This is a genomic window from Bradyrhizobium oropedii (assembly GCF_020889685.1).
GTDB classification, from domain to species: Bacteria; Pseudomonadota; Alphaproteobacteria; order Rhizobiales; family Xanthobacteraceae; genus Bradyrhizobium; species Bradyrhizobium oropedii.
On record NZ_JACMYO010000202.1, the window covers coordinates 1 to 14,752 of the forward strand.

Below are 14,752 nucleotides of genomic sequence, written 5' to 3' on the forward strand. Positions count from 1 at the left end.
TCCAGCGAGCCCGGCGGCAGCGCCAACGCCGCCTCGCCGGCTCCCGGCGAGGGCGTCCGCACCACGGCGAGGCGCGAGGGCGACAATTGGGTGATCAACGGCCGCAAGAAATGGGTGTCCTCGGCCACCGGCTGGAATCGCGAGGGTGCCGACCTCCTGACCGTGGTGTGCCGGACCGATGCGGCGGCAGCGGCGGACTCCGCGATCTCGATCATTGCCGTGGAAGGGCCGGTGACCGGCCTGGTGTTCGAACGCGCGATCGACAGCCTCGGTCATCGGGCGCATCTCGTCCCGCAGTTTGGCCTTGTGAATGTCGCGGCCCCACACCACAATCTGCTCGGACAGCAAGGCGCGGGCCTCGCGCTGACGGCGGCGGCGTTCACCGGCACCGCGGCGCTGGTCGGCATCTTCGGCGTCGCGCTGATGCGGGCGGCCTTCTCGTTTGCGCTTGATTTTGCCCGCAGCGAGAAGCGCGGCGGCGTTCACCCGATCATCGAGCATCAGCAGTCGGATATGCGCTCGCCGACGCCAAGACCACGATCGAAGCCGCGCGTTATCTGAGCTGGCGCGCCTGCCATGCACTGGACACCCAGTCGCCGGCAGCCGAGGAGCTTTCGGTGCAGGCCAAGATCTTCGGCTCGGAGGCCGCGGTACGCGTCATCACCGACCTGATGCGGGTGGTCGGCATCGACAGTTATGACCACGAAGCGCCATTCGGTCGCCTGCTCCAGGACGCGCTCGCGCTGCCGATCTTCGACGGCGGCAATCTCGGCATCCGGCGGCGGCAACTGCACACCATGCTCAAGAGCAGCGACTACGATCCGCTGACGGCAAGCGGAGCGGCGTAAGCTGGACGCCAGGTCTTGAAAGGACGCAATCATGGGCACAGAGCGGAAAGTGGCCGTCGTCACCGGAGCATCGCAGGGCATCGGCGCCGGCATCGTTCAGGCATTCAGGGATCGAAACTTCCGCGTCGTAGCGACCTCGCGGTCGATCACGCCGGGTACCGATGGCGATCTTGTCAGGGTGCAAGGTGACGTCGGCGCGCCCGACACGGCGGAGACCGTGTTCAAGGCGGCGCTCGATCATTTCGGCCGCGTCGACACGCTGGTCAACAACGCCGGGATCTTCATGGCCAAGCCCTTCACCACCTATTCGCAGGACGACTACGCGAGCTACATCTCGACCAACGTGACCGGCTTCTTCCACATGACCCAACGTGCGCTGGAGCTGATGAGCAAGCAGGGCCACGGTCACGTCGTCACGATCACGACAAGTCTGGTCGACCAGCCGATGAGCAGCGTCCCCGCCGCCCTCGCCTCGCTCACCAAGGGAGGCTTGAACGCCGCAACCCGCGCGCTTGCCATCGAATATGCAAGGAGCGGAATTCGCGTCAACGCCGTATCGCCCGGAATCATCAAGACCCCGATGCACCCGAGCGAAGCGCATCCGGCGCTCGCAGCGCTTCACCCGGTCGGCAGGATGGGAGAGATCTCCGACATCGTCGACGCGGTGCTTTATCTCGATGGCGCAGGCTTCGTGACCGGAGAGGTGCTCCACGTCGACGGCGGACAGGCCGCCGGCCACCATATGCCGTAGCACCGAACAACATTCAGGGTTCGGCAAGTAGCCCGCATGAGCCAACGGGTCGCGCGAACGGCGTGCATGACTCGCAACCGCTCAACACACTCGGTGTCGTCCCGGGCAAGCGCAGCGCGACCCGGGACCCATAAACACGAATGCGAGTTGATTTGCGAAGCTGGAGCCACACCGCGTTTCAACAATAATGCCCTGTGGTTATGGGTCCCTGCCTTCGCAGGAACGACATCGAGTATGCATCACCTCACTCTCCGCGCCGGCAGCATCTCCGCGACATTGCGTCGCGAAACTCGTTGCGGCGCAACAATCAAAATGAGACTGCCCGTTAAGCTAACCCGTCCCGACGACATCCGCACCGCACCTGCCTTCGGCTAGCTTTGCCGCCAACAACAGGACGCCCATCGGCCTTCGCACGCCAGATGGACGCTGGCGACAACACAGAGGGAGGAAAGCGATGTTGAAGGGCAGTTTGGGACTGATTGCGCTAAGCAGCCTGTTGCTTTCGGGCACGGCGTTCGCCCAAGAGAAGATCAAGGTCGGCGTCACTGCAACGCTCGAGGGGACCTACACGGTGCTCGGCGAGGACGGCATGCGCGGCCACCAGACCGCGCTCAACGTGCTCGGCAAGAAGATCGGCGACAAGGAGCTCGAATTCGTCGTCGCCTCGACCGACGCGACGCCCGATTCCGCGGTGCGCGCGGTGCGCAAGCTGATCGAGCAGGACAAGGTGCAGATCCTGCTGTCGCCGCTGTCCGGCGACGAAGGCATCGCGGTGAAGAACTTTGCAAAAACCCATCCGGAGCTGACCTTCGTCAACGCCGCCTCCGGCGCGCAGGAGACGACCTATGTCGATCCGGCGCCGAATTTCTTCCGCTACAACATGGACGGCGCGCAGTGGCAGGTCGGCCTCGGCAAATACGCCTATGAGACCAAGGGTTATCGCAAGATCGCGACCGTCGGCGAGGATTACTCCTTCATCTACACCCAGGTGTTCGGCCTGGTGCTGGAGTTCTGCGCCGCCGGCGGCCAGGTCACCAACCGGCAATGGGTGCCGCTCGGCACCAAGGACTTCGCCTCCGTCATCGCCGCACTGCCCGACGATGTCGATGCGATCTATCTCGGCCTCGGCGGCGCCGACGCGGTCAACTTCCTCAACCAGTATCAGCAGGCCGGCGGCAAGGCGCATCTGATGGGCGGCTCGATCATGATCGACCAGACCATCCTGTCCTCGAAGGGCAGCGCCAAGAACGCGCTGGTCGGCACCATCGCCGCAAGCGGCCAGGCCGATACCTGGGAGGATCCGAATTGGCAGAAGTTCGTGAAGGCGTATCAGGACTCCTTCCCGGAGAGCAAACGCTTCCCGAGCCCGTCGCTGCTCGCCACCAACTACTATGGCTCGACCATGGCGTTGATCCTGGCGTTGCGGCAGGTCAATGGCGATCTCTCCAACAACCAGGCCAAGCTGAAGGACGCACTGGCCAAGATCGAGATCGACGCCCCGAACGGCAAGATCAAGCTCGATTCCAACCGCCAGGCGATCGGCACCAATTTCGTCACCGAGGTGGTCGATGACGGCAAGGGCGCGCTGTTCTCCAAGGTCGTGAAGGTGATCCCAAACGTCAACCAGACGCTAGGCTACGATCCGGCCGTGTTCGCCAAGATCGGCCTGCCGAGCCGCACGGTTCCGGAGTGCAAGAAGTACTGACATATTTGTTGCAGGTGCGAGCAAGCCAGCCGTGACGAAGGCGCGCGGTTGCATCAACAGCCCTGCTCGCCCTTGCTTTCCGCGGGCGGATGATGAACGCTTGTCGAAAAGACAAGAACATCCCGCGGGAGGGGAGGCATGAGCAGGGCGCTTGCCGTCTTCCACGGCCGGTTCGGTCGCGCGACGGTCTATCAGTTGAACCGGCCCTTCAACGTGCATGCGCACCGCGAAGGGCACCTGATTTTTCATGTCGGCGGCACGCCGGCGCAGATCGACGTCTCCGAGCAGCGCTGGCTTCTCAAGGACGACACCGTGGTCGCGGTCAACCCGTGGGAACCGCACAATTTTCTGCCGACCGACATGGACCATGGCGCGATCTTCTTCGTGCTCTATGTCAACGCCGAATGGTTCGCGCCGCAGGGGGCGAGCGCGCAGGGCCTGCGGTTCGGCCGCACCTTCTTTCCGCGCACCGAGGCGCTCGACCGGCTGATCCGCCGCACCGCAGCACTGGTGTGCGGCGCGCCGTCGCTGCGCAGCCTCGATAGCGAGCTCAGGCAGTTGATCGACTCCTGCTACGAGGAGAGCTGGCAGACGGCGCAGGATGCGCGCGCGGCCGCGGCGGTGACCGATTTCCGGGTCCGCAAATCGATCAAGCTGATGTCGGAAAGTCCCGGCGCAGAGATCGAGCTCGATGCGATCGCGCGCGAGGCGGGCCTGTCGCGGCCGCATTTCTACCGGCTGTTCCGGACGCAAACCGGCGTCACCCCTCACCTCTACATGAACACGCTGATCATGGAGCAGGCGCTGGATGCGCTGGTCGCGACCGAAGCGCCGATCGCCGATATCGGCTTCGACCTCGGCTTCTCCTCGCAGAGCGGCTTCACCCGCTTCTTCGCCGCCAATGTCGGCATGGCCCCGACCGACTATCGCCGCGCCGCCAAGGTGTTGCGGCCGTAAGCGAGTTCCACAGCGAACGATAAAAGATACTCTCGATCAAATCCGACGCTTTCGCCCTCGATAGGATGACGGGACACGCGGCCCGGCAGACGGTCGCGACGTCAGAGGGAACGCGACGGAGATGGCCAGGTTCATCGAACGCCATCCGGCTTGGGCGCTGATCGTGATCATCGCGGTCGCGGTACTCGCATGGATGGTGTTCGCGATCTGGCCGCCGGGGCTGGAAGCCGCGATCGGTCGCAAGCGCGTGTTCCTCAACGCTGTGCTGAACGGCATCACGCTCGGCGGGCTGTATTTCCTGGTGGCCAGCGGCTTCACGCTGATCTTCGGGCTGATGCGCAACGTCAACCTCGCGCACGGCTCGCTCTATTTGTTCGGCGGCTATATCGGCTATGCGGTCAGCACCTGGACCGGGTCGTGGATCCTCAGCTTCATCGTCGCCTTCATCGCGGTGGCGCTGGTCGGCGTGATCCTGCAGCTCGCAGTGTTCCGGCGCATGGAGGGTCAGGACCTCCGGCAGACCATGGTGACGATCGGGCTATCGATCGTGTTCGCCGATCTGATGCTGTGGGTGTTCGGCGGCGACTTCTACCAGGTCCAGACCCCGGCCTGGCTGATCGGCCCGGTGCAGCTGCCACTGCTGACGGCGATCAAATCATCCGGCGAGCCGGTCTATCTGCAATATCCGCTGGTACGGCTCGTGATTTTCTTAGCCTCCGTCGTGATCGGGGTCGCGATGTGGCTGGCCCTGAATCGGACGCGGATCGGCATGATCGTGCGCGCCGGGGTCGACGACCGCGACATCCTGGCCGCGACCGGGGTGCGGATCCAGCTGGTGTTCGTGCTGGTGTTCGCGCTCGGCGCCGGCCTCGCCGGCATTGCCGGCGTCGTCGGCGGCACCTTCCAGTCGCTGTCGCCGGGCGAGGACACCCGTTTCCTGCTCGCCTCGCTCGTTGTCGTGATCGTCGGCGGCATGGGCTCGATCCCGGGGGCTGCGCTGGGCGCCGTCATCATCGGCCTCGCCGAGCAGCTCGGCTCGGTCTACATCCCGACCTACGCCATCGTCGTCACCTTCCTGATCATGGTGCTGGTGCTGGCCGTCCGGCCGCAGGGCCTGCTCGCGAGGCGATGAGATGTCGTTGCTCCAGAGCACCCAGTTCCGCCCCGACCCGTCCGCCAACGCGACGCGCCGCGCCTGGATCCGCGCCTGGCCGGAATTGCAGAATCCGGCGGCCTGGCTCGTCGCGCTGATCCTCGTGATCATGCCGCTGATCGCCAACGGCTTCTTCCTGATCGAGATCTTCGCCACCACCCTGATCCTCGGCATCATCGCGCTCAGCCTGATGTTCCTCGCCGGCTATGGCGGCATGGTCAGCCTGATGCAGCTCACGATCGCGGGCTTCGCCGGCTATATGGTCGCGGTGTTCGGCATCAGCGGCAACGCCAATATCAGCCTCGGCTGGCCGTGGTGGCTTGCGACCCCGATGGCGCTGGCATTGGCAACGCTGTTCGGCACGCTCGGCGGCGCGCTCGCGGTGCGCACCGAGGGCATCTACACCATCATGATCACGCTGGCGATCGGCGCGGCGTTCTATTACTTCACCAACCAGAACTGGGCGATCTTCAACGGCCACACCGGCATCAACACCGTCGCGACGCCGCAGTTCTGGGGCGTCGACTGGCGCAGCGATATCGCCTTCTACTATGTGACGCTCGGCGTCGCCGCGATCTGCTACTTCGCCGTCCAGTATGTCTCCCGCGCGCCGTTCGGCCTCGCGCTGCAGGGCGTGCGCGACAATTCTCGCCGCATGGCGGCGCTCGGCTTCAATCCCAATGCGCACCGCATCGCCGCCTACGCCTTCGCAGCCTTCATCGCGGCGCTCGGCGGCGTGCTGCAGGTCTGGAACTACCGGCAGATCTCGCCCGGCTCGGTCAGCGTCGGCGCCTGCATCGACGTCTTGATCATCGCCGTGGTCGGCGGCATCACAAGACCGATCGGCCCGTTCATCGGCGCGTTGATCTTCGTCCTGCTCCGCACCTTCGCGCTCGACGTGTTGATCAAGTTCGGGCTCGACGGCAACCGCTTCCGCTTGCTGATCGGACTGGGCTTCCTCGCCATCGTGTTCTGGTCGTCCGACGGCGTGATCGGCCTGTGGGAACGCTGGCGGCGCAATGCATCCCCGACGCAACGCCCAGGCGGAGGCCGCCATGGATAGCGTCGCGCAGCGCCTGTCCGTGGTCGGCGCTGGTGCGGCGCTGGAGCTGCGCGGCGTGACGCGGCTGTTCGGCGCGCTGGCGGCGCTGACCGACGTCACCATCACCGTGCGACCAGGCGAGCGCCGCGCCGTGCTCGGCTCGAACGGTGCCGGCAAGACCACGCTGTTCAACTGCATCACCGGCGACTTCCCGCCCTCTTCCGGCACGATCCGCTTCTTCGGCGAGGACATCACCCAGTTCCCGCCCTATGAGCGCATCCGTCGGGGCTTGCGCCGCACCTATCAGATCTCGGCGTTGTTCCCCGGCCTCACGGTGCAGGACAACGTCTACCTCGCCTGCCGCGGCGTTTCGCGCGGACGGTTCTCATTGCTGCGGCCGGGGCAGAACGATGCGCTGATGCACGCGACCGAAACCCTGGTGCAGGCCGTGCACCTTGCCGGCGTCAAGGACCAGCGTGTCGCCGAGCTGGCGCATGGCCAGCAACGCCAACTCGAGATCGCGCTGGCGCTGGCCGGTGCGCCGCGCTTCATCCTGTTCGACGAGCCGGCGGCGGGATTATCGCCGACCGAGCGGCGCGAGCTGATCGAGATCCTGACCTCGCTGCCCGCCCATATCGGCTACATCATCATCGAGCACGACATGGACGTCGCGCTGCGCGTCGTCGAGAGCGTGACGATGATGCACAACGGCCGCATCTTCAAGGAAGGCCTGCCGCGCGAGATCGAGTCCGACCCCGAAGTGCAGGAACTCTATCTCGGAGGCGGCCATGAGTGACCGCCGCGCCCCGCCCGCACTCGAGGTCAAAGGCCTCGACGTCTATTACGGCCATTCGCATGCATTGCAGGGCGTCGATCTCACGCTGGACTCCAGCGTGTTCTCCGTGGTCGGCCGCAACGGCATGGGCAAGACCACGCTGTGCAAGGCCATCATGGGCCTGGTCCGCGCCAGCGGCGGCTCGATCCGGATTCGCGGCGAGGAGGTCACGCGGCTCAATCCGGCGCGGATCGCCCGGCTCGGCGTCGGCTATGTGCCGCAAGGCCGGCGGCTCTGGCGTTCACTGACGGTCGACGAACATCTTGCGCTCGCCGGCGGCCTGCGCCGCGGCGCCTGGACCATCGAACGGATCTACGACACATTCCCCCGCCTTGCCGAGCGCAAGAATAACGGCGGCAACCAACTCTCCGGCGGCGAGCAGCAGATGCTCGCGATCTCGCGCGCGCTGCTGACCAACCCGCAACTGCTGATCATGGACGAGCCGACCGAAGGCCTGGCGCCTGTGATCGTCGCGCAAGTCGAGGAAATGCTACTGCGCCTCGGCGACGAGGGCGACATCTCCGTGCTGGTCATCGAGCAGAATATCGGCGTGGCGACGGCGGTGTCGCGCAACGTCGCGATCATGGTCAACGGTCGGATCAACCGCATCATCGACTCCGCACGTCTTGCGACCGACCGCGAGCTGCAGCAGCGGCTGCTGGGCGTCGGCACCCACGGTGCTGATGAGACCGACGCCGAGACAGTCCCGGCCAGAGCTGAAGCGCCCGGCGTGCCGCAGCCGGAACGCAAGGGGCCACTCCGAATCTATGTCTCCAATCCCGTGTTGCCGACGCGCTGGTCGCAGCCGGTGCCGATCGCTCGCATCGAGGCCGCCGCCCGGACGCAGTCCGCAGGTGTCACGAGGCTCGAGGAGGCACCGCGCAGCCGGCGCGAGCCGGCAAAGTCGAAGACATCGGGGCCACCGGTCGTGCTGGTCGTCGGCACGCTCGACACCAAGGGCGCGGAGCTGCGCTTCATCCGCGACATCGTCGCGGGCAGCGGCCTGCGGAGCCGGCTGGTCGATGTCTCGACCAGCGGCAAGGCAGCGAGCTGCGACGTCACCGCGCAGGAGATCGCGCTGAACCACGGCCGCGGCGGCGCCGGTGTGTTCGGTTCCGATCGCGGCGCCTCGGTCACGGCGATGGCGGAGGCGTTCGAGCGCTGGCTGCGGCGCCAGGGCAATGTCGTCGGGATCATTTCCGCCGGCGGCTCGGGCGGTGCGTCGCTGGTCGCACCGGGCATGCGCGCGCTTCCGGTCGGCGTCCCCAAGCTCATCATCTCCTCGGTCGCGTCCGGCGATGTCGGTCCCTATGTCGGTCCGGCAGACATCACCATGATGTATTCGGTGACGGACGTGCAGGGCCTAAACTCGATCTCGCGCACGGTGCTCGGCAACGGCGCCCATGCGCTGGTCGGCATGGTCAAGGCGCGGCTCGACGAACAGGCCAGCAAGCAACGCGACACAGTCGCGCATCTCCCGGCGATCGGCATCACGATGTTCGGCGTCACCACGCCGGCCGTGCAGAAGATCGCGGCCGACCTGCGCGAGGATTTCGAGTGCCTGGTCTTCCACGCCACCGGCGTCGGCGGCCGCTCGATGGAGAAGCTGGTCGAATCCGGGCAACTTGCCGGCGTCATCGATCTTACCACGACGGAGGTCTGCGATCTCCTGATGGGCGGCGTGTTCCCAGCGATCGAAGATCGCTTCGGCGCCATCATCCGCAGCCGCGTGCCTTACGTCGGCTCGGTCGGTGCGCTGGACATGGTGAATTTCGGTGCGCCCGACACCATCCCGGAGCGCTACCGACAACGCAAATTCCACGTCCACAATCCGCAGGTCACCTTGATGCGGACCACGCCGGAAGAGAACGAGCGCATAGGCCGCTGGATCGGCGAACGCCTGAACCAGATGGATGGACCGGTGCGCTTCTTCCTGGCCGAGGGCGGCGTCTCCGCACTGGATGCTCCGGGTCAGCCGTTCTGGGACCCGGATGCTGACGCGGCGCTGTTCGGCGCGCTGGAGCGCACCGTGCGCCAGACCGGCAACCGGCAGATCATTCGCGTCAAGCGCAACATCAACGATCCCGAGTTTACCGCCGCCATCGTCAGCGCGTTCCGTCCGCTGCTCGGACGCGCCGGTGGACGGCGGAGAGTGGCGAGGTGACCCATGCCCAAGTTTGAACGCGCGGCACTGTTGAAGAAGTTTCACGCCATGATCGCACGCGGCGAGCCGATCGTCGGCGGCGGCGCCGGCACCGGGCTGTCGGCGAAATGCGAGGAGGCCGGCGGCGTCGACCTGATCGTGATCTACAATTCCGGCCGCTACCGCATGGCCGGCCGCGGCTCGCTCGCCGGACTGATGCCTTATGGCGATGCCAACGCCATCGTCGTCGAGATGGCCGGCGAGGTGTTGCCGGTCGTGACCAGCACGCCGGTGCTTGCCGGCGTCAACGGCACCGATCCGTTCCGCGACATGGATGTATTCCTCGACCAGCTCAAGGTGCTCGGCTTCGCCGGTGTGCAGAATTTTCCGACCGTTGGCCTGATCGACGGCGTCTTCCGCGCCAATCTCGAAGAGACCGGGATGTCCTACGCGCTCGAGATCGACATGATCGCGAAGGCGCATGACAAGAACATGCTGACCACGCCGTATGTGTTCAGCGAGCAGGAGGCGACCGCGATGGCGATCGCCGGCGCCGACATCATCGTCTGCCATATGGGGCTGACCACGGGCGGGACAATCGGCGCGCAGACCGCGCTGAAGCTCGCCGACTGTCCTGCCCGGATCGAGGCCTGGGCCGAGGCCGCGCTCAGCGTCAATTCGAACATCATCGTGCTCGCGCATGGCGGTCCGATCGCGGACCCCGCGGATGCCGATTTCATCATGAAGAAGACCCGCAACTGCCACGGCTTCTACGGCGCCTCCTCGATGGAGCGCTTGCCGGTGGAGCGGGCGCTGACGGATCAGGTTCGCAAGTTCAAGGCGATCGGCGCGCGCTAGCCGCCGTGACCAAGGGAGGAAGAGATGTCAGGGATGCTGGTCGGTGAATTGATCCTCTGGCTCATCGTCGCAATCGTCGCGATCGTCATCATCGTCTATGTGGTGAACTGGCTGTATCACCGCTCGTCGAAGGAAGTCTCCTTCGTCCGCACCGGTTTCATGGGCGAGCGGGTGGTGATCAATGGCGGCGCCTTTGTGCTGCCGTTCATCCACGACACCACGCCGGTCAACATGAACGTGCTGCCGATGGGGATCGTCCGCTCCCGGCAGGATGCCGTCATCACCCGCGACCGCATGCGCGTCGACATCGAAGCCGATTTCTACGTCCGGGTGCAGGCGACCCGCGAGGCCGTCTCGATCGCCGCCGCGACGCTCGGCCGCCGCACCATGGAACCCGAACAGCTGCACACCCTGCTCTCCGGCAAATTCATCTCCGCGATCCGCTCCGTTGCTTCCGAGATGACGATGGAGCAGATGCACGAGCAGCGCGGCGAATATGTCGCTCGCGTCAAGGCCAATGCCGCCGAAGCTTTGGCGCAGAACGGCCTCGAGCTCGAGTCGGTCGCGATCACTGATCTCGACCAGACCGACCTCGAATATTTCAATCCCTCGAACCGCTTCGACGCCGAAGGTCTCACGCGGCTGATGGAGGACATCGAGGCCAAGCGCAAGCTGCGCAACGACATCGAGCAGGACTCGATGATCAAGATCCGCTCCCGCAACTTAGAGGCCGAGCGGCAGGCGCTGGACATCGAGCGCGAGAGCGAGACCGCCCGCCTCGATCAGGAGCGCGACATCGAGATGCGCCGCGCCCTGCAGCGCACCGAAGTCGCCCGCGAGCGCGCGCTGCGCGAGACCGAGGCCGAGCAGGCCCAGATCACCGCGCGCGAAGCCATCGAAAAGGCGCGCATCGCCAATGAGCAGGCTATCACCGAGGCCCGGATCGCCTCCGAACGCGAGACCCGGCACCGGGAGATCGAACGCACCCGCGCGGTGGAAGAACGGGAGTTGCTGGCACGTGAGGAGATCGAGAAGGCCAGGATCGCCAACCAGCGCTCGGTCGACACCACCCGCATCGCCTCCGAACGTGAGGTACGCCAGCGCGAGATCGAGCGGATGCGCACGGTGGAAGAGGCAGAGATCGCCGCCCGCGAGTCGATCGAAAAGGCCCGCATCCAGCAGGACCGCGTCGTCACCGACGCCCGCATCGCCAATGAGGAAGAAACCCGCCGCCGCGAGATCGAGCGCACCCGCGCGGTTGAGGAAGCCGAGATCGCGGCCCGCGAGGCCACCGAGAAGGCACGCATCGCCCAGACTATGACGGTCAATGTCGAGCGGATCTCCTCCGACGAGCGCACCCGCGCGCTGGAGATCCAGCAGGTACGAACCATCCAGGAAGCCGAGATCGAGGCGCAGAAGTCGGTCGAGGCCGCCCGGATCATCAGAGAGAAGACGCTGGCGGCCGAGCGCATCGCCGCCGATCACACCACCCGCAAGCTCGAGATCGAGCGCAACCAGGCGATCGAGATCGCCGGGATTACCGCGCGCGACGCGACCGAGGCTTCGCGAATCGCGCAGGAAGAACATGTCCGGGCGCTCGAAATCGCACGCACCCGTGCGATCGAGGAAGCCGACATCGCCTCGCGCGAATCGATCGAGGCGGCGCGCATTTCGCAGGAGAAGTCGGTCGCTGCGCAGCGCATCCGTGCCGAACGCGAGACCCGCGCGCTCGAGATCGAGCGGACCGGGGCCCTCGAGGCCGCCGAGCTGAAGCGCCGCGACGCAGTCGAGCGGCAGCGGATCGATGTGGAGCTGGCGCTGGAGAGCGAGCGGATCACCTCCTCCAGGACCCGCGAGGTGCTCAACATCGACCAGAAGCGGGCGATCGAGCTTGCCGACGAGGAACGCGTGATCGCGCTCGCCGCCAAGCGCTCGGAGCGGATCGATGCCGACCGACAGGTCAAGCAGGCCGAGATCACGGCCCGCAAGGAGGTCGAGACCACCGACGTGACCCGCGAGCAGGCGCTGGAGGCGGCACGGATCGCACGGCGCCGTTCCATCGAGCAGCTCGAGGTCGCCCGCAATCAATCGCTGCAGGAGGCCGAGATCGCGGCGCGTGAAGAAGTCGAGCGCGCTCGCATCGCCTCCGACCGCGGTCTCGACGAGGCGAGGGTCGGCCGCGAACGCGAGCTGCGCAAGCTCGAGGTGAACCGCGAGAAGGACGTCGAAACCGCCTTGATGGACAAGGCGATCGCGCTGCACCAGAAGTCGCTGGAGGAATCCGCGGCGCGTGCCGCCGCCGAGGACGCGAGGGTCCACGCCACTGAGGCAGCCGAGCGCGTCGTCACCGCGCGCGAGAGCGAGATCGCCAAGCGGCGCAAGACCGTCGAGGTGCTGCTCGCCGAGAAGCAGGCCGAGGAAACCAGGATCGCGGCCGGGGCCGAACGGGTCCGTGCCACGGTCGAGGCCGAGGCGCAGCGCCTGCTCAACGAGGCCGAGAACGTGCTGACCGACCAGGCCCGCTACTCGCTGTTCCGCCGCAAGCTGCTCGACCGGATCGAGGGCATCGTGCGCGAGAGCGTCAAGCCGATGGAGAAGATCGAGGGCATCCGCATCCTCCAGGTCGACGGCCTCAATGGCAACGGAAATGGCGGCGGTTCCGGCCGCAGCGCCACCGACGAGGTGATCGATTCGGCGCTGCGCTACCGGGTGCAGGCGCCGCTGATCGATTCGATCCTGTCGGACATCGGCGTCGAGGGCGGCAGCCTCGCCAAGATGCCCGGCCTGATCCGCGAGGCGCGCGATATGCAGGGCATCAAGGATTCCGCACGCAAGGGCGGGGGCGAGGCCAAGCCGGCAGCGCCCGAGGGCGGCGAACCGGCGCGCCCCGAGCGCACGCCGCGCAAGAAGGACTGAGCACACGCCATGGCACGGGTTTACGTCTCCACCGTCGTCAATGCCCGCAATGACCGGGTCTGGGCCCGGGTCCGCGATTTCAACGGGCTGCCGAACTGGCACCCGGCGATCGCCGAAAGCCGGATCGAAGGCGGCGAGCCCTCCGACAAGATCGGCTGCGTCAGGGACTTCCGGCTGCGCAACGGCGATCGCATCCGCGAGAAGCTGCTCGGGCTGTCCGACTACGACACGTTCTGCACCTACTCGATCCTGGAATCGCCGATGGGCGTCGAGAACTACGTTGCGACGCTGCGGCTGACGCCGGTCACCGATGGCGACCAGACGTTCCTGGAATGGACCGCCGAATTCGACTGCGCGCCGGAGCGGGAGGTGGAGCTCGTCAACAATATCGGCGGCGGCGTGTTCCAGGGCGGCTTCGATGCGCTGAAGCGGGCGTTCGGGGGCTAGGCCGTGCCGCATATCGTCAAAAGCACGATCCTGGATGCACCGACCGATGCGGTGTGGGCCGTGCTGCGCGATTTCAACGGCCACGACCGCTGGCATCCGGCGGTAGCGACCAGCGGCATCGAACGCGCGCAGCCCTCCGACAAGATCGGCTGCGTCAGGCGCTTCAAGCTGAAGGACGGCGCCGAGCTGCGCGAGCAGCTGCTGGCACTTTCCGATCTTGAACAGAGCTTCAGCTATTGCCTGCTCGATACGCCGATCTCGATGTTCAACTACGTGGCGCATGTCCGCCTGCTGCCGGTCACCGACGGCGACCGCACTTTCTGGCACTGGGAATCGCGCTTCTCGACGCGGACCGAGGATAGGGACCGCATCACGCAGATGGTTTCAGAGGACATCTACCAGACCGGCTTCGACGCCATCCGCCGGCATCTGAAGGAGGCCGCGTAAGCGGGGAACGACATCATGCCAGTCACGGTGAAGACCTTCACCAACACCCATGACGCCGCGGCGGCGCTGTTATCGGATCGCAGCGCCCGCTACCTCGGCGGCGGCACGTTGGTGATGCGGGCGCTGAACGAGGGCGACGTCACGATCTCGACCGTCGTCCGCGCCAGCGATCATGCGATGACGAGGATCGACGCCACAGGCTCGCGGATCACGCTCGGCGCCGGCGTCACCTTCGCGCGCATCCTGGCCGAGCGCGATCTCAGCTTCCTGCATGCCCCTGCCCGCTCGATCGGCGGACCGGCGGTGCGCAATATGGGCACGGTCGGCGGCAATCTGTTTGCGCCGATGCCGTATGGCGATTTCACGGTCGCGATGCTCGCGCTCGATGCGGTCGTGTCGGTGCAGGGCGGGCTCGGCGGACGCGAGATCGGAATCGAAGAATTCCTGCAATCGCGCGACCGGCAGGCCGGCACGCTGGTGCTGGCGATTTCCTTTGCCAAGCCCGGCGGCACTGAGGCCTTCCGCTACCGCAAGATCGCGCGGATCAAGCCCAAAGGCGGCGCCGTGATCACGCTCGCGGCGCATCTGCCCCTCAACGGCGGCCGCATCGTCGGCGCCCGCGTCGCGCTCGGCTCGATGGCGCCGACGCC

Annotated in this window: 14 protein-coding genes; all 14 read left to right on the top strand. The window is 66.2% G+C overall.

Going from position 1 to position 14,752, the window contains the following annotated elements:
• Positions 1-561, top strand: a 561-nt coding sequence (locus H8A95_RS36025) for an acyl-CoA dehydrogenase family protein (protein WP_229187436.1), incomplete at its 5' end; no start/stop codon positions are given.
• Positions 540-848 (top strand): acyl-CoA dehydrogenase family protein, encoded by a 309-nt coding sequence (locus tag H8A95_RS36030; protein ID WP_420839510.1) that lies wholly within the window; start codon positions 540-542, stop codon positions 846-848. The genes H8A95_RS36025 and H8A95_RS36030, both read left to right, overlap by 22 nt.
• 31 nt (positions 849-879) lie before the next feature.
• Positions 880-1,599, top strand: coding sequence for an SDR family NAD(P)-dependent oxidoreductase (locus H8A95_RS36035; RefSeq protein ID WP_229187437.1), 720 nt, complete (start codon positions 880-882; stop codon positions 1,597-1,599).
• 454 nt (positions 1,600-2,053) lie between these two features.
• Positions 2,054-3,304, top strand: a complete 1,251-nt coding sequence (locus H8A95_RS36040) for an ABC transporter substrate-binding protein (protein ID WP_229187438.1) — start codon at positions 2,054-2,056, stop codon at positions 3,302-3,304.
• Between the two features lie 138 nt (positions 3,305-3,442).
• Entirely contained in the window at positions 3,443-4,261 is an 819-nt protein-coding gene (locus tag H8A95_RS36045; RefSeq protein ID WP_163151662.1) for a helix-turn-helix transcriptional regulator, read from the top strand.
• Positions 4,262-4,382: 121 nt separating this feature from the next.
• Entirely contained in the window at positions 4,383-5,393 is a 1,011-nt protein-coding gene (locus H8A95_RS36050) for a branched-chain amino acid ABC transporter permease (RefSeq protein ID WP_229187439.1), read from the top strand.
• Position 5,394: 1 nt separating this feature from the next.
• The gene (locus H8A95_RS36055) at positions 5,395-6,477 is read left to right on the top strand and encodes a branched-chain amino acid ABC transporter permease (protein WP_229187440.1); all 1,083 of its coding nucleotides are present in this window, start codon (positions 5,395-5,397) and stop codon (positions 6,475-6,477) included.
• Positions 6,470-7,252, top strand: a complete 783-nt coding sequence (locus tag H8A95_RS36060) for an ABC transporter ATP-binding protein (protein ID WP_021075866.1) — start codon at positions 6,470-6,472, stop codon at positions 7,250-7,252. The genes H8A95_RS36055 and H8A95_RS36060 overlap by 8 nt, the downstream gene beginning before the upstream one ends.
• On the top strand, positions 7,245-9,455 hold the full coding sequence (locus tag H8A95_RS36065; protein ID WP_229187441.1) for an ABC transporter permease: 2,211 nt from the start codon (positions 7,245-7,247) through the stop codon (positions 9,453-9,455). Before H8A95_RS36060 ends, H8A95_RS36065 begins: the two co-directional genes overlap by 8 nt.
• Positions 9,456-9,458: 3 nt before the next feature.
• On the top strand, positions 9,459-10,292 hold the full coding sequence (locus H8A95_RS36070) for a phosphoenolpyruvate hydrolase family protein (protein WP_229187442.1): 834 nt from the start codon (positions 9,459-9,461) through the stop codon (positions 10,290-10,292).
• A gap of 24 nt (positions 10,293-10,316) precedes the next feature.
• Positions 10,317-13,208: a flotillin family protein gene (locus H8A95_RS36075; protein WP_229187443.1), complete on the top strand. Its 2,892-nt coding sequence runs from the start codon at positions 10,317-10,319 to the stop codon at positions 13,206-13,208.
• Between the two features lie 9 nt (positions 13,209-13,217).
• Entirely contained in the window at positions 13,218-13,655 is a 438-nt protein-coding gene (locus H8A95_RS36080; protein ID WP_229187444.1) for an SRPBCC family protein, read from the top strand.
• A 3-nt stretch (positions 13,656-13,658) separates the two neighbouring features.
• Positions 13,659-14,102, top strand: coding sequence for an SRPBCC family protein (locus H8A95_RS36085; RefSeq protein WP_229187445.1), 444 nt, complete (start codon positions 13,659-13,661; stop codon positions 14,100-14,102).
• 15 nt (positions 14,103-14,117) lie between these two features.
• The coding region (locus H8A95_RS36090; RefSeq protein ID WP_229187446.1) for an FAD binding domain-containing protein at positions 14,118-14,752 on the top strand (635 nt) is incomplete at its 3' end.

Bases quoted from the DNA above. Each gene is read 5' to 3' on its own strand.
- H8A95_RS36035 (WP_229187437.1), top strand. From the start codon at position 880: ATGGGCACAGAGCGGAAAGTGGCCGTCGTCACCGGAGCATCGCAGGGC.
- H8A95_RS36040 (WP_229187438.1), top strand. From the start codon at position 2,054: ATGTTGAAGGGCAGTTTGGGACTGATTGCGCTAAGCAGCCTGTTGCTT.
- H8A95_RS36045 (WP_163151662.1), top strand. From the start codon at position 3,443: ATGAGCAGGGCGCTTGCCGTCTTCCACGGCCGGTTCGGTCGCGCGACG.
- H8A95_RS36050 (WP_229187439.1), top strand. From the start codon at position 4,383: ATGGCCAGGTTCATCGAACGCCATCCGGCTTGGGCGCTGATCGTGATC.
- H8A95_RS36055 (WP_229187440.1), top strand. From the start codon at position 5,395: ATGTCGTTGCTCCAGAGCACCCAGTTCCGCCCCGACCCGTCCGCCAAC.
- H8A95_RS36060 (WP_021075866.1), top strand. From the start codon at position 6,470: ATGGATAGCGTCGCGCAGCGCCTGTCCGTGGTCGGCGCTGGTGCGGCG.
- H8A95_RS36065 (WP_229187441.1), top strand. From the start codon at position 7,245: ATGAGTGACCGCCGCGCCCCGCCCGCACTCGAGGTCAAAGGCCTCGAC.
- H8A95_RS36070 (WP_229187442.1), top strand. From the start codon at position 9,459: ATGCCCAAGTTTGAACGCGCGGCACTGTTGAAGAAGTTTCACGCCATG.
- H8A95_RS36075 (WP_229187443.1), top strand. From the start codon at position 10,317: ATGTCAGGGATGCTGGTCGGTGAATTGATCCTCTGGCTCATCGTCGCA.
- H8A95_RS36080 (WP_229187444.1), top strand. From the start codon at position 13,218: ATGGCACGGGTTTACGTCTCCACCGTCGTCAATGCCCGCAATGACCGG.